A 20337-nucleotide genomic window follows, 5' to 3' on the forward strand; every position below is an offset into this window, starting at 1 on the left:
TGGATAAAACGACATTGAAAGCAACAAACATTCAAGTAATTCATTTTTAATAAGTTCAATCTTATTATATGACTAATTGAGGGTTTCAAGCTGCGAGTAGTTCGAGGAAGTGAGCGAATGAACAGCGGAGCGTACTTCGGTACGTGAGCATGTGAATGAACGAAACTGACGAAGAAATACGAAGTAGATTGGAAGCCGAATGGTTAAGTTAATAAGGGCGCACGGTGAATGCCTTGGCACTAGGAGCCGATGAAGGACGGTACTAACACCGATATGCTTCGGGGAGCTGTAAGTAAGCTTTGATCCGGAGATTTCCGAATGGGGAAACCCACTGTTTTTAATCGAACAGTACGTTTACGTGAATACATAGCGTATCCGTGGCACACCCAGGGAACTGAAACATCTAAGTACCTGGAGGAAGAGAAAGAAATATCGATTCCCTGAGTAGCGGCGAGCGAAACGGGAAGAGCCCAAACCAAGAAGCTTGCTTCTTGGGGTTGTAGGACACTCAATACGGAGTTACAAAGGAACGAGGTAGACGAAGCGACCTGGAAAGGTCCGCCATAGCAGGTAAAAGCCCTGTAGTCGAAATTTCGTTCTCTCCTGAGTGGATCCTGAGTACGGCGGAACACGTGAAATTCCGTCGGAATCTGGGAGGACCATCTCCCAAGGCTAAATACTCCTAGTGACCGATAGTGAACCAGTACCGTGAGGGAAAGGTGAAAAGCACCCGGAAGGGGAGTGAAATAGATCCTGAAACCGTGTGCCTACAAGTAGTTAGAGCCCGTTAATGGGTGATAGCGTGCCTTTTGTAGAATGAACCGGCGAGTTACGATTACATGCAAGGTTAAGCTGATAAGGCGGAGCCGCAGCGAAAGCGAGTCTGAATAGGGCGATAGAGTATGTAGTTGTAGACCCGAAACCAGGTGATCTACCCATGTCCAGGGTGAAGGTAAGGTAACACTTACTGGAGGCCCGAACCCACGCACGTTGAAAAGTGCGGGGATGAGGTGTGGGTAGCGGAGAAATTCCAATCGAACCTGGAGATAGCTGGTTCTCTCCGAAATAGCTTTAGGGCTAGCCTCAATTTTAGAATCCTGGAGGTAGAGCACTGTTTGGACTAGGGGCCCATCCCGGGTTACCGAATTCAGACAAACTCCGAATGCCAGAGATTTATAATTGGGAGTCAGACTGCGAGTGATAAGATCCGTAGTCAAGAGGGAAACAGCCCAGACCACCAGCTAAGGTCCAAAGTAATTGTTAAGTGGAAAAGGATGTGGCGTTGCTTAGACAACCAGGATGTTGGCTTAGAAGCAGCCATCATTTAAAGAGTGCGTAATAGCTCACTGGTCGAGTGACGCTGCGCCGAAAATGTATCGGGGCTAAACAATTCACCGAAGCTGTGGATTGACACTTAGGTGTCAATGGTAGGAGAGCGTTCTAAGGGCGTTGAAGCTAGACCGGAAGGACTGGTGGAGCGCTTAGAAGTGAGAATGCCGGTATGAGTAACGAAAGACGGGTGAGAATCCCGTCCACCGAATGACTAAGGTTTCCTGAGGTAGGCTCGTCCGCTCAGGGTTAGTCGGGACCTAAGTCGAGGCCGATAGGCGTAGACGATGGACAACAGGTTGATATTCCTGTACCACCACTCCACCGTTTGAGTAATGGGGGGACGCAGAAGGATAGGGTAAGCGCGCTGTTGGTTATGCGCGTTCAAGCAGTGAGGCGTGGAATGAGGCAAATCCCGTTCCTATAACGTTGAGCTGTAATGACAAGGACCGTAAGGTCTGAGTTCCTGATTTCACACTGCCAAGAAAAGCCTCTAACGAGGTGGAAGGTGCCCGTACCGCAAACCGACACAGGTAGTCGAGGAGAGAATCCTAAGGTGAGCGAGAGAACTCTCGTTAAGGAACTCGGCAAAATGACCCCGTAACTTCGGGAGAAGGGGTGCTCTATTAGGGTGTTAAAGCCTGAGAGAGCCGCAGTGAATAGGCCCAGGCGACTGTTTAGCAAAAACACAGGTCTCTGCAAAACCGTAAGGTGACGTATAGGGGCTGACGCCTGCCCGGTGCTGGAAGGTTAAGAGGAGTGCTTAGCGCAAGCGAAGGTGCGAATTGAAGCCCCAGTAAACGGCGGCCGTAACTATAACGGTCCTAAGGTAGCGAAATTCCTTGTCGGGTAAGTTCCGACCCGCACGAAAGGCGTAACGATCTGGGCACTGTCTCAACGAGAGACTCGGTGAAATTATAGTACCTGTGAAGATGCAGGTTACCCGCGACAGGACGGAAAGACCCCGTGGAGCTTTACTGTAGCCTGATATTGAATTTTGGCACAACTTGTACAGGATAGGTAGGAGCCTGAGATTCCGGAGCGCCAGCTTCGGAGGAGGCGTCAGTGGGATACTACCCTGGTTGTGTTGAACTTCTAACCCTTGCCCCTTATCGGGGCAGGAGACAGTGTCAGGCGGGCAGTTTGACTGGGGCGGTCGCCTCCTAAAGTGTAACGGAGGCGCCCAAAGGTTCCCTCAGAATGGTTGGAAATCATTCGTAGAGTGTAAAGGCATAAGGGAGCTTGACTGCGAGACCTACAAGTCGAGCAGGGTCGAAAGACGGGCTTAGTGATCCGGTGGTTCCGCATGGAAGGGCCATCGCTCAACGGATAAAAGCTACCCCGGGGATAACAGGCTTATCTCCCCCAAGAGTCCACATCGACGGGAGGTTTGGCACCTCGATGTCGGCTCATCGCATCCTGGGGCTGTAGTCGGTCCCAAGGGTTGGGCTGTTCGCCCATTAAAGCGGTACGCGAGCTGGGTTCAGAACGTCGTGAGACAGTTCGGTCCCTATCCGTCGTGGGCGTAGGAAATTTGAGAGGAGCTGTCCTTAGTACGAGAGGACCGGGATGGACACACCGCTGGTGTACCAGTTGTTCTGCCAAGAGCATCGCTGGGTAGCTATGTGTGGACGGGATAAGTGCTGAAAGCATCTAAGCATGAAGCCCCCCTCGAGATGAGATTTCCCATTGCGCAAGCAAGTAAGATCCCTCAAAGACGATGAGGTAGATAGGTTCGAGGTGGAAGCACGGCGACGTGTGTAGCTGACGAATACTAATCGATCGAGGACTTAACCAAACAAATATGAATGGCTTTCAATGACCCGTTTATCCAGTTTTGAGCGAATAAAAGTATTTTTTACTAGAAACGCTTGTAAAATCTGTGAGACTTGGTATAATAAATCTTGTCTTTAAAAACAATTAGTCTAGTGGTAATGGCAAAGAGGTCACACCCGTTCCCATACCGAACACGGAAGTTAAGTTCTTTTGCGCCGATGGTAGTTGGGGGTCTCCCCCTGTGAGAGTAGGACGTCGCTAGGCAATATATTATTTTTCCGAAGTAGCTCAGTTGGTAGAGCACCGCACTGTTAATGCGATGGTCGTAGGTTCGAGTCCTACCTTCGGAGCCATATTGGGGAGCTGTCCGAGTGGCCGAAGGAGCACGATTGGAATTCGTGTAGGCGGGTTAAACTGTCTCAAGGGTTCAAATCCCTTGCTCTCCGCCAGTAACTTTCTCAATTAATATGGCCCCTTGGTCAAGCGGTTAAGACACCGCCCTTTCACGGCGGTAACACGGGTTCGATTCCCGTAGGGGTCACCAATTTCTTTTTACGTAACTTTAACCAGTATGTAAAGAGAATCAAAAGCAAGTAGTTCTAGGCAACGATCTAGAGGTACTTCTACTAAAATCGCCACGTCCTGTGGCAACGTAGAAGTCAGCACATCCTGTGCAAGCGACAACGAAATGCACAGCTTTTCATTCTTTTTAACGGAGGATTAGCTCAGCTGGGAGAGCATCTGCCTTACAAGCAGAGGGTCGGCGGTTCGAGCCCGTCATCCTCCACCATTACATTATTTACACTATTGAAACTCTCTTAAGAATTCGCGAGGGTGTAGCAACGAGTCGTACGAAGACGCAAGCGAAGCATGGAAGGTGTCAACTATGACATAAGCGTTGTATCATAGTGTTTATAACAATAATATTATCGCGGGGTGGAGCAGCACGGTAGCTCGTTGGGCTCATAACCCAAAGGTCGCAGGTTCAAATCCTGCCCCCGCAACCAATTAATCTTGAAATGAATAACATCGACAGTGACAAAAATCGGTGAACAAAAAAACACTACGCATGCTAAAGTGAAATTTAGCTTTCTATAAAAAAACCGCGAAGGCGTCAACTAAGTCATAAGCGTTTTATTATAGTGTTTATAACAATAATATTATCGCGGGGTGGAGCAGCACGGTAGCTCGTTGGGCTCATAACCCAAAGGTCGCAGGTTCAAATCCTGCCCCCGCAACCAAATGGTCCCGTGGTGTAGCGGTTAACATGCCTGCCTGTCACGCAGGAGATCGCCGGTTCGATCCCGGTCGGGACCGCCATTTTTATGAAGTATTAAGAATTGGAATAAGCAAAGAAAATCGAAGACGCAAAATGAGTGAGTGAAAGAGTGTACTAACGTACGTGATTGAATGAGCGAATGAAGCTGACAAAGAGATTCGAAACTTAGTGCAATTCGACAGTGGCTCAGTAGCTCAGTCGGTAGAGCAAAGGACTGAAAATCCTTGTGTCGGCGGTTCGATTCCGTCCTGAGCCACCATTATTTTTTAAACACCGTGCCGGTGTAGCTCAGTTGGTAGAGCAACTGACTTGTAATCAGTAGGTCGAGGGTTCGACTCCTTTCGCCGGCACCATCTTCAATTTGGAGGGGTAGTGAAGTGGCTAAACACGACGGACTGTAAATCCGTTCCTTCGGGTTCGGCGGTTCGAATCCGCCCCCCTCCACCATTATCTTAGGGGCATAGTTTAACGGTAGAACTAAGGTCTCCAAAACCTTCAATGTGGGTTCGATTCCTACTGCCCCTGCCAATTTTAAATTTAATATAAATTTCATATTATGGCGGGCGTGGCGAAGTGGTTAACGCACCGGATTGTGATTCCGGCACTCGGGGGTTCAATTCCCCTCGTTCGCCCCATTTTTTTAACTTAAATTCAATATCAATATCAATATTATATTGTGGCGGGCGTGGCGAAGTGGTTAACGCACCGGATTGTGATTCCGGCACTCGGGGGTTCAATTCCCCTCGTTCGCCCCATATTACTAATGGGGTATAGCCAAGCGGTAAGGCAACGGATTTTGATTCCGTCACGCCCTGGTTCGAATCCAGGTTCCCCAATATTATTGCGGAAGTAGTTCAGTGGTAGAACACCACCTTGCCAAGGTGGGGGTCGCGAGTTCGAACCTCGTCTTCCGCTCCATTTTTATTATGGCGGCATAGCCAAGTGGTAAGGCACAGGTCTGCAACACCTCTACCACCGGTTCAAATCCGGTTGCCGCCTCCATAATATTTTTAAAGTCTGCATTTATTATTTTGCCCGAGTGGTGGAATGGCAGACACGCCGCACTCAAAATGCGGTGCCGTAAGGCGTGCCAGTTCGAGTCTGGCCTCGGGTATCATTCGAAAAGCAGTATCTACTTAATGTAGATACTGCTTTTTTGTATATTTTAAGAGGAACTGCAATTGTTAAGTAGAAGTACAATTGCGGGGAATTATTTCTTATCATTATTTACGGGGTGATTGGGTTCTCGCTTAATGTTATTTTTGGCTGCTTCGTTTTGACCAACCGTATCCAAATCATCCGGACTTACATCGTGTCCAAAGCCAAATTCTTCACGATCTAATTTTGCCTTCTTCATATTTTTATTTTGTCTTTGCTGATTCCTTGTATTATTTGAAGTCAAAGAAATTCACCTCCATTTTCTAATAGCTTGTTCTGAATGAAAAGGTTTATTCTTCTTAACTTCTTTTTTTCTTTAAAATAACAAAAAGGCTAAGCATATGCTTAGCCTTTTTGTGTGAGAAATACCATGGCTTATCAACCCAAATGACTTTATAAACGGCTTAATATATACCAACTGGTCCAATAAATAGAATTCCCCCTATTGGATTTTAGCCAATAACTGTTTAAGTAATCAAAATAATGACTACACTATTTTTATCAAAAAAGGCATTAGGTGATTAGATGATTAGATCGGCATGGATGTTAGTACTATTGAATAGTTTGGATGGGATTGCAACATATGTTGGTGTTTCTTTATTAATTATAACTGAAGCCAATCCGTTATTGGCAGAATTAGATCCATTTAATATTCTCTTGATTAAATTGTACTTAAGCACTTTTCTAACAGTTTTTATATTACTACATCCTTTGCAACAGTTTGGAAGAGGGTTTAAATATCTCCTTAGTTTTGCCAATGTGTGTTATTTAGGAGTATTTGTGAGTCATGCATTTTGGATTGGTGTAAGTATGGTGTACTAATGCTAATCATGAAAAAAATAGAATAAAAACTAATTTTTAAGGGGATAACGAAATAGTAACTGAAGTTAATTCGCATAGATTCTCTAATCGCTAAACTATTCATTCTAACAAAGGAGATGAAACCTAATGACAAGTGTAAAATTAGCAGTAATATATTACAGCTCAACAGGTACTAACTATCAATTAGCTAAGTGGGCAGAAGATGGTGCAAAAGAAAACGGTGCTGAAGTAAAAGTATTGAAGGTACCTGAAACAGCTCCACAAGAAGCGATAGATTCAAATCCTGCATGGAAAGCAAATATTGAAGCAACGAAAGATGTACCTGAGGTAACTGTAGATGATTTAGAATGGGCAGATGCCATTATTTTTAGTGTTCCAACACGTTTTGGAAACATGCCTGGACAAGTAAAGAATTTCTTAGATTCAACGGGAGGACTTTGGTTTAAAGGGAAATTAGTTAATAAAGTTGTGAGTGCTATGACTTCTGCACAAAACCCTCATGGTGGACAGGAGATAACGACATTATCCCTCTATACTACAATGTACCATTGGGGAGCGATTGTGGTTGCGCCTGGTTATACAGATCCTGTATTGTATGCTGCTGGAGGCAATCCTTATGGGACAAGCGTTTCTGTCGATCAAGATGGCAAAATGGTGGAGGATGTTCAAGGTGCAGTAAAACATCAAACAAAGCGAACCGTAACCGTAGCGGAATGGGTTAAAAAAGGAAATCAATAATATGTAGGAATACATTCGTATAACATAAAAAAAGGCAGACTGTTAGAAGTTGTTCAACTTCTAACAGTCTTTTTAATTTAAACAATTTAAACTTAGTGAAAATGGAGGGGAATTCTTTTATCCAACAGTGTGAAAGAGCCTTTCCTTTTATCAGAGCATAGGAAGGGAATGAATTCCGAGTAAGTTTCCGATAATATGCATAACATATATAGATTTGATCCAAAACAAGGGGTGATTGATTTTGTCAATCTTGGCGATACTCATTGTGGTTCTTAATGCAGTGGATGGTGTGCTAACCTATATAGGTTTAAAGACTTCTCAGATGGTTGAGCTTAATCCAGTACTTAGAATGATGCAGCCTGAATCTGTTCTATTCATTAAAGTATTGCTGAGTGGTTTGCTGTGTTATATCATATATAAAAAAGGATTGATGAGATTTGGGAGGAAGCTTCGAATCCTTTTATGGATTGTAGTCATAATGTACACTAGTGTAATTATTCTACATCTCTTTTGGTTAATTCCATTCTTGTTTTAATGGAAGAAAAGACTAAGAATCTATATATTTAAATGGATGATTGTAGTACACGATAAATCTAGTTGGATTTAAACTATTATTTATATATAATATAAATAATAGTGAGGGATAGGATGAGTAAAATGAATGAAGTAGGAACAATACCGAATGAAATTTCAATGTTAAAAGCACTAAATAGTATTGGTGAGACTATTATTATTGCGGATAAACTGTTCCATATTAGATGGATGAATAGTAATGCTTCGGAGTTATTAACTTTGATTGCACCATTGTTCCAGTTACAAGACAGTCATGCCTTTATTGGATTAAGTATGGACTTCTTTCATCAGCGCCCTGAACATCAACAACGAGTTATGGGGAGTTTAAAGACTACATTGCGAACAAGAATTACAATTCGAAATCGTTTCGTTACTGATATAGTTGTTACACCTATAATGAACGACCTAAAAGAAATTGAAGGATACGTTATTATGTTGATGGACGTAACCATAAAATCAGAAGAAGAAAAAAAGAAAGAAAAGTTAATTAAAGCACTCTCAATCCCCATTTTACATGTGTGGAAAAATACAATTGCATTGCCTTTAATTGGAGAGTTTGATGCAGAGCGAGCAGACTTACTCATTTCATCTGTGTTGATGGAATGTTCGACTCAACGTATCGAATATGTAATAATATCTTTAAGTGGACTAAGCGAGTTTGATCAAGAAGTTCAATTTTATATTCAGAAGTTGTATGATTGCTTAAAATTAATTGGTGCTAAATGCATATTGGTGGGAATCAGTCCCAAAATGGCTATTTCGATGGGGTCCCTTGAAAGAGATATCCCGACATACAGATCAACTTATGCTGGTTTGGAAGCTATTATTGAGCAACAAAAGCATATCTAATCGAAAAACCGCTTCGCAAGAAGCGGTTTTTCATTGTGCAATTGTAAATGAAAAGTCATATTAATAAGGTATCCCCAATTAATTAATCAAAGCCTGTGAGTATTCTATATCTAAAATGACCGTTGAATAACTTCCACCGTTTACTTGTGCAAACATTTTCCCAGCGGAGTTCATTAGTTTTTCTGCATCTAAATTGGATATAGAAGGTTTCAAAAAGAATATTTGTAAGGCATTGTCGGTATTTTCACTAACTGACGTTCGGAGTGAATCTACAAAAGGACTACCAAAAGAACCTATTTCATCTTCGATAGATAAGATTCCATTTAAATAAATTTCTTGCCCGTTAATTCCTTTATGCATGGTTTCAGGTCCTCCACATACGAACTTGATATCTCCTACTCCATGAGATAAATCATATATACCTATTGGAATTTCGTATTGAAGGGAGAAGAAATTATTTAGATCAACCGCACTATTTACGGGTTGCAAATAGTTTTGATTTCGAATTCGGCGCATCATTGCTTCCATAGAAGGACGGTATCGACCTGGATCTGATCCAAACTTTTTCCACAAGGCTCTCCATTCAAAAATCCCTTGATAATCCGTTAATCTTTTATCTTGTAAATCAAAAAATAAATGTTCTTGATATAAATGCATGCGACCTTTTAGCATTTGAGGTGATTGTGAGACGACAAATTTGGTATAATGGTTAATGCCTATTTTAAAACGTTCATCAATTTTAAAAATAGATGGTTCGATTGAAATTTTCATGTTTACACCTTCAAATCATTTTTTATTATTTTAGCACAAGGGGGGGAAGTTTTCATGAATGTGAATCAGTTTCAACAAGAGCTAATTTTGTATGCACACTCGATTGGCATTGATAAAATCGGTTTTGCTTCCTCTGATCCTTTTCGTGAGCTAAAGAATCGATTAAAGAGACAACAAGATCTTGGTTATCAATCTGGCTTTGAAGAGAAGGATCTAGAAAAAAGAACAACACCTTCGCTTTTACTAAATGAAGCAGAGAGCATCATCGCTATAGCGATTGCTCATCCTTCTCGCATGGAAAACGCACCACAAGGGAAGAAAGGTGAGCGAAGAGGGATTTTTGCGCGAGCTTCGTGGGGAATTGACTATCATACGGTGTTACGAGACCGTTTAGCTAAATTAGAGCAGTTTATTGCCAAGTATAACGTTGATGCCAAAACACGCTCTATGGTGGACACAGGGGAGTTATCTGACCGCGCTGTTGCAGAACGTGCAGGAATCGGATGGAGTGCGAAAAACTGTGCAGTAATTACACCAGAATTTGGATCATACGTCTATTTAGGCGAAATCATTACGAACATTCCCTTTACACCAGATACACCGATGGAAGATGAATGTGGAGAATGCCGACTGTGCTTAGATGTTTGTCCAACGGGGGCTTTAATTGAAGGCGGTCAGCTGAATGCTCAGCGATGTATTGCATTTCTGACACAGACAAAATCATTATTGCCAGATGAGTTTCGAACAAAGATAGGAAACCGTATATATGGATGCGATACGTGCCAAACTGTGTGTCCTAAAAATAAAGGAAAGTTCAATAAGCATCAACTCGAGTTCCAAGCCGATCCAGAAATTGCGAAACCTTTACTCATACCATTATTGAAAATGAGTAATAAAGAATTTAAAACAAAATTTGGACATGTGTCTGGATCCTGGCGAGGAAAGAAACCAATTCAACGCAATGCCATTTTAGCGCTTGCACATTTTAAAGAAGAAAGTGCGATTCCAAATTTAATTGACTTACTTGAAAATGATGTACGTCCAGTTATTCGTGGGACAGCTGCATGGGCAATCGGGAAAATTGGAACTGAAGAGGGACGCTTAGCACTAAATAAAGCATTACAAATAGAAATAGACGGTGAAGTGTTAAACGAAATTCATAAAGGGTTAGCATTCCTAACCGTAAATTAAGGGAGTGAGACTATGGCACTACACGTGGTACTTTATCAACCGTTAATCCCTGCCAATACAGGGAATATTGCTCGTACTTGTGCAGGAACAGATACAAAACTACATTTGATTCGTCCTCTTGGTTTTTCTACAGAAGATAAAATGTTAAAAAGGGCAGGTCTTGACTACTGGGAGCATGTTGATATTCATTATTATGACGAATTAGATGATTTATTTGCTAAGTATCCAGAAGGGGAATTTTTCTTCATTACAAAGCACGGGTCGAAGCCTCATACAACGTTCAACTATGATGACCGAGAAAAAGATACCTTTTTCGTCTTCGGTAGAGAAACGTCTGGACTGCCTAGAGAATTAATTGATGCGAATCAAGACCGTTGCTTACGTTTACCAATGAACGATAATATTCGATCATTAAACTTATCAAATACCGCAGCAATTTTAATTTATGAAGCACTGCGTCAACAAAATTATCCTAATTTAAATTAAAAAATGGGATTGCTATAACTAGCAATCCCATTTTACATGTTTATTTTTTTTCTGATGCACCTGGTTTGTCATCGTACCCTGCAGTTAAAATCGCAGCAAGGAATGCAACAGTAACACCAAGAATTAGTATTAAGCTCATAACGTTGCCTCCTTTTGAGAGAATTACAATATCATACCTAAGTATATCTTACTTCATTTCAAAAAGAAATATTCTCTACGTAAAAAATATGGCGGAAATATAGCAAAGTTAAAGACCCGATTTCATAACTAAAAAAATGACTGAAGTCCAGGAGACTCCAGTCATTTTTTTAGTGTGGTAAGAATAGTAATTGGTATAAGAAGAGAACAGCAAAAATATAGAGTAAAGGATGTACATTGCGTGCTTGTCCTTTAAAGATTTTGAGCAATGGATATAAAATGAAACCAAGCTCAATACCTGTTGCTATACTTGACGTTAGAGGCATTGCTAAAATAATAATGAACGCAGGGAATGCTTCATCAAACGAATCCCAATCAATATTTTTTACTGCACTAATCATTAGACTTCCAACAATAATCAGAGCAGGCGCGGTAATGGCAGCTACACTTGAAAGTGAAGAAACAAGTGGTCCAAAGAATGCTGCAATGATAAATAATACTGCTACAGTAACAGATGTTAAACCTGTACGACCTCCAACTGCAACACCTGCAGAAGATTCGATGTAAGCTGAAGTAGGGCTCGTTCCGAACATTGCTCCAACTGTTGTTGCAACTGAATCTGCTAGTAAAGCTTGTTTGGCACGAGGCATATGATTACCCTTCATTAATCCCGCTTGTTTTGCGACACCGATCATTGTGCCGGTTGTATCGAATAACGTGACTAGCAGGAAGGAAACGACGATTCCAATCATGCCATATTCAAATACATCAATTAAAGCAATTCCAGGATTCCAAACAATTATTCCTTCAGGTAATGAAGGTAATTGCATTGGATTTCCTTTAAACGTTAATTGGCCCGTGAAGAATGCAACTATACCTGTTGCAATCATCCCGTAAAATAAAGCACCGTAGACATTCAAGACCATTAAGATAAGTGTCACTAGTAATCCAAACAACGCTAGTAAGACAGGTGCACTTGTTAAATCGCCAAGCTTGACTAAGTTTTGTGGATGCGCTTCAACTAGTCCAGATAAACGTAACCCGATAAAAGCGATGAATAATCCAATTCCGGCAGTGATACCACTCTTTAAATTTTCAGGAATGATTTCGATTAATTTCTTGCGTAACGGTGTTAACGATAAAATAATAAATAGTAGTCCGGCAATAAATACAGCTGAAAAGGCAGTTACATAATTAATTTCACCATTAGATGAAATGACTACAGTATAAGTAAAGAATGCGTTTAATCCCATACCCGGTGCGATAGCAATAGGGTAATTAGCGAATAACCCCATCCATAATGTTCCTACTACAGCAGAAATAATTGTAGCTAAAAAGACTTGATCGAACGGTACTCCAGCATCTGCTAAGATAACGGGATTTACAATTACGATATAGACCATCGTCAAGAATGTAGTCATACCTGCAAGGAATTCAGTTTTCACATTAGTATTGTGTTCTTTTAAGCGGAACATAGTGTGTCTCCTTTCAAAAAGACGAACGAAATAACCAACATTTCATATAATATTCGTTTTTAGAGAGAAGTGCAATAGTTTTAAGCGAAAAAATCTTCTTACTCGTAAAATTCACATTCAATTTGTACAATAGAAGAACAAAGGATGGAAAGGATGAAGAATATGACACTTACTTTACAATCTACAAGAACATTACATAATGGCATTGAGATGCCACGTCTAGGGTTGGGCGTATATAAAATGACGAACCCAGAAGAATCCGTTGAAGCAATGACTAGTGCGCTTCAAATCGGTTATCGTGCAATCGATACTGCCTCCTTATATGGGAATGAAAAAGAAGTTGGAGAATCTGTCCGCACTTCAGGTATCAAACGAGAAGATGTCTTTGTCACTACAAAAGTATGGAATTCTGATCAAGGATACGATCAAACGTTACGAGCTTTTGAAAAATCGCTTGAGCTTCTAGGATTTGATTATTTAGATTTATATTTAACGCATTGGCCTGTTAAAGAGACATTTATGGAAACATACAGAGCAATTGAACGTTTGTATGATGAAAAACTTATTCGGGCTACGGGTGTTTCAAATCATCATCAACAGCATTTAGAAGAAATCTTAGCAAAAGCAAATGTAAAGCCAATGGTGAATCAAATAGAATTAAATCCACGTCTTACACAGTACGACCTGAGAACTTTCTGTGGTGACAACCAAATCGCTGTAACTTCTTGGTCGCCATTAGCACGTGGGGGATTATTAAATGAGCCTTCACTCGTTCGTATTGGCAATAAATACGGCAAGTCACCAGCCCAAATAATTATTCGTTGGCATCTACAACACGATTTAACTGTCATCCCAAAGTCGGTAACACCAGCACGAATTGCAGAAAATGCGGATGTATTTGACTTTAAATTGTCCTTCGAAGACATGAAAAATATTGATTCCTTGAATTTAGATGAGCGAACCGGTGCTAATCCAGATAACTTTAGCTTTAACTTTTAACCAAAAAAGAGATTCCTTTAGTCAAGATTGACTAAGGAATCTCTTTTTTATTTAAGTAATAGATCTTTATTTGTAATCTTCTACCACAATCATTTCTTTCGTAATCGGATGAACAAATTGCAATTTCTTGGCTTGAAGGGAATAGTTGTCTGCTCTCGTTCTCGATCCGTACATTCTGTCACCAGTAATTGGATGACCTATTGAGCTAAAGTGAACCCGAATTTGATGTGTACGTCCAGTTTCTAAAATTACATTTACTTTAGTGAAGTTGGAATCTTGTCCCACCACTTCAAAATGAGTAATTGCTGTTTGCCCAGATGGAGATACAGCGCGTCGTGCAGAATCATGACGGTCTGTGCCAATTGAAGTTCGAATAGATCCGCTTTTTTGTGTCATATAGCCGTCTACAATCGCTTCATAGGTGCGAATAATTTTTTTCTCTTCAAGCATACGATCTAGCATGGACTTGATTAGTGGATGTTTCGCAATTAATACTAATCCTTTCGTTCCTTGATCGAGACGGTGGACGTGTTCTGCATATACGCCACCTTGTTTATTTACATAGGCCATGACATGATTCATACATGTACCAGTTTGTCCTGGTTCGTTTGGATGTGTTAACATATCTGCAGGTTTTGAAACTACGAGTACATGAGCATCTTCAAACAAGATAGGAACTTCGCTATTTTTCGTAGCGACATAAGAGGATGGCTCAACGTTCACATGAAAAGTAAGTTTTGTGTCAACTGGATAATGGTGTTGCCAAACAACAGGTTCACCATTTTCATTCACAATACTTTTAGCCATGCGCATTTCATGCATAATTTTTTTCCCAATTTGAAAATTGTCACGGAGAAGTTGTTCAATCGTAATATTATCTTGTTGCAATGTATAATGAAAAGTTGTAATCATTTATATTCCTCCTAAAAATAGACCATGTACGATGACATGGTCTACGTTATCTTCTATTTTAATACAACATCGTTGAAAAATGTTTTAATATTTTCTTCAGGTTGATTTCCAACCATGCGTGAAACTTCTTTGCCATCTTCAAAGTATATCATGGTTGGTGTTGCCTCAATCTTATAATCATTCCACCCCTGATCAAATTCTAAGACATTGTATTGGAAGATATCAACGTCCATATCTGCTACTACTGGCATTAACACAGGAGTCATAGCTTTACAATGTACACAAGTAGGGCTAAAGAAGTAAGCTGTTACAGGCTCTCCACTTTCTACTTTTGCTTGCAAGTCATCAGGTAGAATGATGTTTTGATAGTTTTCATCGTCTAATTGATCAATAGTTTCTTGTTCCAAATCGTTCGTGCCGTATGGATTGTCCGCTAATTTATTGTTATTGGACATATTATTCAGGACAATAATCAATGCGAAAACTGCTACAATGATACCACCGATAATTAATAATTTTTTCATTTTACTTTTCCTCCTTTGAAGCTTTTAATAACATGAAGCTTGTAACAGTAATTAGAACAAATGCAGTTAGTGCTAAAAACGGGATGGTAATGAAGCCGAAGATGTTAATGTATTCACCTGTGCATGACACTCGCCCACAGGCAGGTGCATTTTCAGACAAAAAGCTTACTTTTTGTAAACCATAATGATACAAAGAAATTGCAGCACCAATAATGGAAAAAATTGCGGTTGTTACGGCAATTTTAGCATTTTTCTGGACAAAGGCAATTCCTATAATAAGAACCAACGGATACATAAAGATTCGTTGTATCCAGCATAGCTGGCATGGTTCGTAGCCCCTTACTTCTGAAAAGAATAGGGAACCTATTGTGGCTGTTAATGAAACGACCCACATAACTAATAATATGTTTTCTGATTTTTTAGACATGTTCCAATCTCCTCTTGTGAGGGTAAACTCATAGTAAAGTATAATTCTTAGCATCCTACAAGTAAAATATTTTCAACGGAGTCGAAAGTCTTATATAATGAAATAGATAGCTTTTAGAAGGAGAGAATACCATATGTCCGAGGAATTCGATTTATCACAATTTGAAGTAAGCATGGTAATTAGACAAACGACGATAGAAGATATAGAGCCTATGTTAGCAATGCAAAGACTTTGTTTCCCAGGAATGGATCCATGGAAAGTAGAACAATTGCGCAGTCACTTAAGTATTTTCCCAGAAGGTCAGCTTGTTGCAGAACTGGATGGTATTATTATAGGTTCTTGTTCAAGTTTAATCATAAATTTTGATGAATACGACGATCGTCATTCTTGGTCAGATGTAACGGATGATGGTTATATAACGAATCACAATCCAGAAGGATACAATATGTACGGTATCGAAGTAATGGTGCATCCAGAATACCGACGAATGAAAGTCGGTCAACGTTTGTATGAGGCACGTAAAGAAATAGCACGTCAGTTTAATTTGAAATCTATCATTATTGGTGGACGTATTCCAAATTATCACAAACACTCTAAAGAGATGTTGCCACGTGAGTATGTAGACGCAGTATCAAGACATAAAATTTATGATCCCGTGTTAACATTCCAAATTATGAATGGCTTTACGCTGATGCGTATTAACCCTAACTATCTACCTGATGATACTGCCTCAGGCAAATACGCTACCCTAATGGAATGGAATAACGTCGACTATAAACCGATGTCCAAACGTCACTTTAAAACGAGTTATCCCGTTCGGATTTGTGTTGTTCAATACATGATGCGTGCAATTGAATCGTTTGATGATTTAGCAAATCAATGTGAGTATTTCGTTGACGTAGCTTCCGATGCCCATTCTGACTTTGTGGTGTTCCCGGAGATTTTCACTACTCAACTGATGTCATTCTTGAATGAGCCATCTCCGAGTCGCGCCATTCGACGTTTGACTGAATACACACCTCAATACATTGAGCTCTTTACCGATTTAGCTGTTCGCTATAACGTTAATATTATTGGTGGATCCCATTTTGTAAAAGAAGAAAATGATGAGATTTACAATATTGCCTACTTATTCCGCCGTGACGGTTCGATAGAGAAACAATATAAAATGCACATCACTCCAAATGAACGCAAGTGGTGGGGCATTAGTGCAGGGGATTCAGTACGTGTCTTTGATACAGATTGCGGAAAAATTGCCATCCAAATTTGTTACGATATAGAGTTCCCTGAAGTTGCACGTATTGCTACTGATATGGGTGCAAATATTATTTTCGTTCCTTTCTGTACAGAAGATCGACAAGGATTCTTGCGAGTGAAATATTGTGCACAAGCTCGTGCTGTTGAAAATCAAATTTATACGGTTATTTCAGGAACAGTTGGAAACTTGCCACAAACTGAAAATATGGACATTCAATATGCACAGTCTGGTATTTATGCACCTTCTGACTTTGAATTTGCGCGTGATGGCATTGTTGGTGAAACGAGCCTTAACTTAGAAATGGTGTTAATAGGAGATGTAGATTTAGAAATCTTACGTCGTCAACGACAAGACGGTACAGTAAAACAGTTGAAAGACCGTCGTCACGATATATATCGAATCGAATATAAAAAAGGATGAGAAGTGTGCTTCATTTCTATAATGTCTAGCTACAAGCGCGAATTGGTGCATTAAGCTTTTCTAAGTGGGAGTGCCATTCCATCTTTTCAATTGGAGGAACAGATATGAGCTATCAACAAACTGTCGAAAAATGGTTAGTGTTCGATAATCTTGAACCTGAATTGAAAGAGCAGCTTTCTGAGATCTCCCAAGATGAAAAAAGGTTGGAAGATGCATTTTATAAAGAATTAGAATTTGGTACAGGTGGAATGCGCGGAGAAATTGGTGCCGGAACGAACCGTATGAATACATATACGGTTCGCAAAGCTTCGCAAGGCGTGGCGGATTACGTAAAATCGGCTGGACTTGAAGCGATGAAAAAAGGAATTGTTATCGCGTTTGATAGTCGCAGGAAATCACTAGAGTTTACACGAGAAGCAGCGAGCACATTTGCGAGAAATGGTATTCAGGCATATGTATATGAAGTACCTCGCACCACACCACAACTATCATATAGCGTGCGAGAACTTGGCGCATATATGGGAATTGTAGTTACGGCGAGTCATAACCCGCCTGAATATAACGGTTATAAAGTATACGGGCAAGATGGTTCACAGCTTAATTTAGAAGATGCTAAATCTGTTATTTCGTATGTTCAACGAGTAGGCAATGAATTAGCTATAGAAGCAGGAAATTATGAAGAATTAGTGCAATCCGGAATGATTCAAGTAATTGGGAGTAGATTAGATAAAGCTTATCTTGAACTCGTTGAATCCATTCAATTTCATGGTGAAACGTCGGGAAAAGAAAACGTAACTGCCGTTTTCTCTCCACTCCATGGAGCATCAGGTTCAACTATTCGTAAGTTAATGACTAAAACAGGCTACACTAATTTCACCTATGTTGAAGAACAAATGGAACCAAACGGTGAATTTCCAACGCTGAAATCACCTAATCCAGAAGAAGCAGATGCCTTTGAGTTAGCAAAGAAACAAGGAAAAGAAACAGCAGCAGATATATTAATTACAGCAGATCCAGATGGAGACCGCGTAGGTGTGGCTGTTCAAAAAGGTGCCGACTATGTACTTTTAACAGGAAACCAAACTGGTGCCATATTAATTGAATATTTACTGACGCAATTAAAAGAAAAACAGCAATTGCCAAAAAATGGTCGAGTATTCAAAACAATCGTAACGTCTGATTTAGGACGAGTGATTGCAGAATTTCACGGGGTATCAAGCGAAGATGTGTTAACTGGTTTTAAATTCATCGGTGAAAAAATTCAACAATATGAACAGTCGAAAGAATACGAGTTTTTATTTGGTTACGAAGAAAGCTATGGTTACTTAATTAAACCGTTTGTACGCGATAAAGATGCTATCCAAGCTATTTTAGCCATTACAGAAGCGGCTTCTTTTTATAAGGCGCAAGGGAAGACATTACTAAATGTCTTGCATGACTTATATGAACGTCATGGTTACTATTTCGAAGGTTTAGTTTCGGTTACGAAAAAAGGGGCAGACGGTGCACGTGATATTCAAAGTCTGCTTACCAATTTACGTAGTCAACCCTTAACAGAAATTGCAGGAATAGCGATTTCATCGCAAGAAGATTATTTAACGCAAACACGTAGTTTCGTGGATGATCGTAATGATGAAAAAATGATTTTGCCTCAAGCTAATGTATTGAAATATTTCTTAGTAGATGGTTCTTGGGTTTGTGTTCGTCCAAGTGGTACTGAACCAAAGATTAAATATTATATTGGTGTGACAAGTGCTACTGAAGTTGATAGCCAAGAAAAGCTTAAAGAGATAAAAACACAATTTACTGCTCAAATGGATAAGCGTTTCAGCCTATAACAGAGAATCCTATTAGTGAAAATGCTAATAGGGTTTTTTTATTAAGGAAGGGAAGGCAGATATGGAGTGCGAAATCGATGAAATAGAGCGATGGGCTGAAAATTGGAGTGGTTGGCGCGCATAAATCCTATTCTACTTGTGGAGAAACCTACAAGACTAAGCAGTTCAGTCGAAAGTATGAACCTGCTTTCATGCGAATGAATGAATATGAATGCTATGATAAGAGATACAATAGAAGAAACAGTGGGGGCGACTGTATGCTATCAAATGAACACTCGAATATCGTATTATTAAAAGAAATCGCCGAATTACTAAATGAAGAAACTGAAATGATACCTATGCTACAGGGGGCATTACGAAAATTTTTAACTGGTACGAAGTTTGAAACAGGATGGATTTTCTTTATCGATACAAAAGAAAAACATCAGTTACTTGCCTACGAAAATCTCCCTACTGCACTAGAATATGGTAGTTGTCATCAACTTCAAAAAGGTGGATGTTGGTGTGTATCTAAGTACCGCAACGGGGAACTTAAAAAAGCAACGAATATAATTGAATGTCAGCGAATCGAAAGTGCAATCGATTCAAAGGTTGATGATTATGGAGGCATTACACATCACGCAACTGTAGCGCTACAATCTGGTCAAGAAAGATTTGGCCTGTTAAATGTGGCGACCCCATATACAGTTGGGTTTATAGACGATGAACTAGCATTGTTAGAGTCAGTGGCATTTCAAATGGGTTCAGCAATAAAGCGCATTTTGTTAACAAAACAAGAACAAGAAATGGCGCTAGTGCAAGAACGCAATCGATTAGCACGTGATTTACATGATTCGGTGAACCAACTCTTATTCTCCGTTACGCTTACTGCTCGAGGCGGTAGTGAACTGGCTGAACAACCACAAGTAAAAGCAACGTTTCGTGAAATTCAACATTTAACGCAGGAAGCATTAACTGAAATGCGCGCACTTATTTGGCAGCTGCGACCAAAAGGGTTGGAAAGTGGACTTATTGAAGGGCTTAAAGGCTATGCTGAAATGCTTGGATTGTCATTAACCACAAATGTATCAGGAGTTATTATCTTGCCTTCTCGAACAGAAGAAACTTTATTCCGTATTGCGCAAGAAGGATTAAATAATGTTCGAAAACATGCAGGGGTACAGGAAGCTGAATTGTTTATAACCGTTACACCTTCGGACGTGCTGCTTGTTTTAAAGGATGAAGGTGGTGGATTCCAAATGGATTCAAATGTACGACTACCTTCCATTGGTATTCAGAGTATGCAAGACCGGGCTCGAGCTGCTCGCGGGTCAGTGGATTGGGTAAGTGAGATGGAAAAAGGTACGGAAATATTAATAAGGTTGCCTTATTAAG

Annotated in this window: 17 protein-coding genes, 17 tRNA genes and 2 rRNA genes; 29 read left to right on the forward strand and 7 right to left on the reverse strand. The window is 40.3% G+C overall.

Features of this window, described 5'->3' with window-relative positions:
* Nucleotides 1-201: 201 nt before the first annotated feature.
* The 5 genes from E2636_RS04135 to E2636_RS04155 all read left to right on the forward strand — a co-directional run bounded on the left by E2636_RS04135 (nt 202) and on the right by E2636_RS04155 (nt 3649).
* Nucleotides 202-3127 (forward strand): 23S ribosomal RNA (locus E2636_RS04135).
* Nucleotides 3128-3253: 126 nt separating this feature from the next.
* Nucleotides 3254-3369: ribosomal RNA gene (gene rrf, locus E2636_RS04140) — 5S ribosomal RNA — on the forward strand.
* Between the two features lie 13 nt (nt 3370-3382).
* Nucleotides 3383-3458, forward strand: a tRNA-Asn gene (locus E2636_RS04145).
* Between the two features lie 4 nt (nt 3459-3462).
* Nucleotides 3463-3554, forward strand: a tRNA-Ser gene (locus E2636_RS04150).
* Nucleotides 3555-3574: 20 nt separating this feature from the next.
* Nucleotides 3575-3649 (forward strand) — tRNA-Glu (locus E2636_RS04155).
* 8 nt (nt 3650-3657) lie between these two features.
* Here E2636_RS04155 and E2636_RS19540 read toward each other — a convergent pair.
* Entirely contained in the window at nt 3658-3789 is a 132-nt protein-coding gene (locus E2636_RS19540) for a hypothetical protein (RefSeq protein WP_279587113.1), read from the reverse strand.
* A gap of 30 nt (nt 3790-3819) precedes the next feature.
* On the opposite strand from E2636_RS19540, the gene E2636_RS04160 reads away from it, so the two are divergent.
* From E2636_RS04160 to E2636_RS04225, 14 genes are all read left to right on the forward strand, one after another.
* Nucleotides 3820-3895: transfer RNA gene (locus E2636_RS04160), tRNA-Val, on the forward strand.
* Between the two features lie 140 nt (nt 3896-4035).
* A tRNA-Met gene (locus tag E2636_RS04165) sits at nt 4036-4112 on the forward strand.
* A gap of 157 nt (nt 4113-4269) precedes the next feature.
* A tRNA-Met gene (locus E2636_RS04170) sits at nt 4270-4346 on the forward strand.
* 3 nt (nt 4347-4349) lie between these two features.
* Nucleotides 4350-4425, forward strand: a tRNA-Asp gene (locus tag E2636_RS04175).
* 142 nt (nt 4426-4567) lie between these two features.
* Nucleotides 4568-4643 (forward strand) — tRNA-Phe (locus E2636_RS04180).
* Nucleotides 4644-4661: 18 nt separating this feature from the next.
* Nucleotides 4662-4737, forward strand: a tRNA-Thr gene (locus E2636_RS04185).
* A gap of 10 nt (nt 4738-4747) precedes the next feature.
* A tRNA-Tyr gene (locus E2636_RS04190) sits at nt 4748-4831 on the forward strand.
* 7 nt (nt 4832-4838) lie between these two features.
* Nucleotides 4839-4912, forward strand: a tRNA-Trp gene (locus tag E2636_RS04195).
* 31 nt (nt 4913-4943) lie between these two features.
* Nucleotides 4944-5019, forward strand: a tRNA-His gene (locus E2636_RS04200).
* Between the two features lie 44 nt (nt 5020-5063).
* A tRNA-His gene (locus tag E2636_RS04205) sits at nt 5064-5139 on the forward strand.
* A gap of 9 nt (nt 5140-5148) precedes the next feature.
* Nucleotides 5149-5220 (forward strand) — tRNA-Gln (locus tag E2636_RS04210).
* Between the two features lie 7 nt (nt 5221-5227).
* Nucleotides 5228-5302, forward strand: a tRNA-Gly gene (locus E2636_RS04215).
* 10 nt (nt 5303-5312) lie between these two features.
* Nucleotides 5313-5386 (forward strand) — tRNA-Cys (locus E2636_RS04220).
* A 31-nt stretch (nt 5387-5417) separates the two neighbouring features.
* Nucleotides 5418-5498: transfer RNA gene (locus E2636_RS04225), tRNA-Leu, on the forward strand.
* A 96-nt stretch (nt 5499-5594) separates the two neighbouring features.
* Here E2636_RS04225 and E2636_RS04230 read toward each other — a convergent pair.
* Entirely contained in the window at nt 5595-5786 is a 192-nt protein-coding gene (locus tag E2636_RS04230; protein WP_134209115.1) for a hypothetical protein, read from the reverse strand.
* Nucleotides 5787-6085: 299 nt separating this feature from the next.
* Here E2636_RS04230 and E2636_RS04235 point away from each other — a divergent pair, with 299 nt between their 5' ends.
* The 4 genes from E2636_RS04235 to E2636_RS04250 all read left to right on the forward strand — a co-directional run bounded on the left by E2636_RS04235 (nt 6086) and on the right by E2636_RS04250 (nt 8524).
* The gene (locus E2636_RS04235) at nt 6086-6364 is read left to right on the forward strand and encodes a DUF5658 family protein (RefSeq protein ID WP_243840727.1); all 279 of its coding nucleotides are present in this window, start codon (nt 6086-6088) and stop codon (nt 6362-6364) included.
* A 126-nt stretch (nt 6365-6490) separates the two neighbouring features.
* On the forward strand, nt 6491-7102 hold the full coding sequence (gene wrbA / locus E2636_RS04240) for an NAD(P)H:quinone oxidoreductase (RefSeq protein WP_134209117.1): 612 nt from the start codon (nt 6491-6493) through the stop codon (nt 7100-7102).
* Between the two features lie 265 nt (nt 7103-7367).
* Nucleotides 7368-7637: a DUF5658 family protein gene (locus E2636_RS19295; RefSeq protein ID WP_407670293.1), complete on the forward strand. Its 270-nt coding sequence runs from the start codon at nt 7368-7370 to the stop codon at nt 7635-7637.
* Between the two features lie 122 nt (nt 7638-7759).
* On the forward strand, nt 7760-8524 hold the full coding sequence (locus E2636_RS04250; RefSeq protein WP_134211746.1) for an STAS domain-containing protein: 765 nt from the start codon (nt 7760-7762) through the stop codon (nt 8522-8524).
* A 78-nt stretch (nt 8525-8602) separates the two neighbouring features.
* On the opposite strand, the gene E2636_RS04255 is transcribed toward E2636_RS04250, so the two are convergent.
* Nucleotides 8603-9295: a B3/B4 domain-containing protein gene (locus E2636_RS04255; protein ID WP_134209119.1), complete on the reverse strand. Its 693-nt coding sequence runs from the start codon at nt 9293-9295 to the stop codon at nt 8603-8605.
* Nucleotides 9296-9349: 54 nt separating this feature from the next.
* Here E2636_RS04255 and queG point away from each other — a divergent pair, with 54 nt between their 5' ends.
* On the forward strand, nt 9350-10486 hold the full coding sequence (queG, locus tag E2636_RS04260; RefSeq protein ID WP_134209120.1) for a tRNA epoxyqueuosine(34) reductase QueG: 1137 nt from the start codon (nt 9350-9352) through the stop codon (nt 10484-10486).
* A 12-nt stretch (nt 10487-10498) separates the two neighbouring features.
* The gene (gene trmL, locus E2636_RS04265; protein WP_134209121.1) at nt 10499-10972 is read left to right on the forward strand and encodes a tRNA (uridine(34)/cytosine(34)/5-carboxymethylaminomethyluridine(34)-2'-O)-methyltransferase TrmL; all 474 of its coding nucleotides are present in this window, start codon (nt 10499-10501) and stop codon (nt 10970-10972) included.
* 308 nt (nt 10973-11280) lie between these two features.
* On the opposite strand, the gene E2636_RS04270 is transcribed toward trmL, so the two are convergent.
* Nucleotides 11281-12585, reverse strand: coding sequence for an NCS2 family permease (locus E2636_RS04270; protein ID WP_134209122.1), 1305 nt, complete (start codon nt 12583-12585; stop codon nt 11281-11283).
* A 162-nt stretch (nt 12586-12747) separates the two neighbouring features.
* Here E2636_RS04270 and E2636_RS04275 point away from each other — a divergent pair, with 162 nt between their 5' ends.
* On the forward strand, nt 12748-13584 hold the full coding sequence (locus tag E2636_RS04275; protein WP_134211747.1) for an aldo/keto reductase: 837 nt from the start codon (nt 12748-12750) through the stop codon (nt 13582-13584).
* Nucleotides 13585-13650: 66 nt separating this feature from the next.
* Here the strand turns inward: E2636_RS04275 and E2636_RS04280 are convergent, their stop codons facing one another.
* From E2636_RS04280 to E2636_RS04290, 3 genes are read right to left on the reverse strand one after another with little or no spacing between them, the layout of a single operon-like run.
* Nucleotides 13651-14496 carry an RluA family pseudouridine synthase gene (locus E2636_RS04280; protein ID WP_134209123.1) on the reverse strand — a complete coding sequence of 282 codons (846 nt, stop codon included), beginning with the start codon at nt 14494-14496 and terminating at the stop codon, nt 13651-13653.
* Between the two features lie 53 nt (nt 14497-14549).
* The gene (locus E2636_RS04285) at nt 14550-15020 is read right to left on the reverse strand and encodes a thioredoxin family protein (protein ID WP_134209124.1); all 471 of its coding nucleotides are present in this window, start codon (nt 15018-15020) and stop codon (nt 14550-14552) included.
* 1 nt (nt 15021) lies between these two features.
* Nucleotides 15022-15447 carry a disulfide oxidoreductase gene (locus E2636_RS04290; RefSeq protein WP_134209125.1) on the reverse strand — a complete coding sequence of 142 codons (426 nt, stop codon included), beginning with the start codon at nt 15445-15447 and terminating at the stop codon, nt 15022-15024.
* A 133-nt stretch (nt 15448-15580) separates the two neighbouring features.
* Here E2636_RS04290 and E2636_RS04295 point away from each other — a divergent pair, with 133 nt between their 5' ends.
* The 3 genes from E2636_RS04295 to E2636_RS04305 all read left to right on the forward strand — a co-directional run bounded on the left by E2636_RS04295 (nt 15581) and on the right by E2636_RS04305 (nt 20336).
* Complete coding sequence (locus tag E2636_RS04295) at nt 15581-17125, forward strand: carbon-nitrogen hydrolase family protein (protein ID WP_017379277.1); 1545 nt, start codon at nt 15581-15583, stop codon at nt 17123-17125.
* Nucleotides 17126-17229: 104 nt separating this feature from the next.
* The gene (locus E2636_RS04300; RefSeq protein WP_134209126.1) at nt 17230-18963 is read left to right on the forward strand and encodes a phospho-sugar mutase; all 1734 of its coding nucleotides are present in this window, start codon (nt 17230-17232) and stop codon (nt 18961-18963) included.
* Nucleotides 18964-19220: 257 nt separating this feature from the next.
* A complete protein-coding gene (locus tag E2636_RS04305; protein ID WP_134209127.1) occupies nt 19221-20336 on the forward strand; it encodes a GAF domain-containing sensor histidine kinase in 1116 nt (371 codons plus the stop codon).
* Nucleotide 20337 lies beyond the last annotated feature (1 nt).

It is taken from the genome of Paenisporosarcina antarctica (genome assembly GCF_004367585.1).
GTDB lineage: Bacteria > Bacillota > Bacilli > Bacillales_A > Planococcaceae > Paenisporosarcina > Paenisporosarcina antarctica.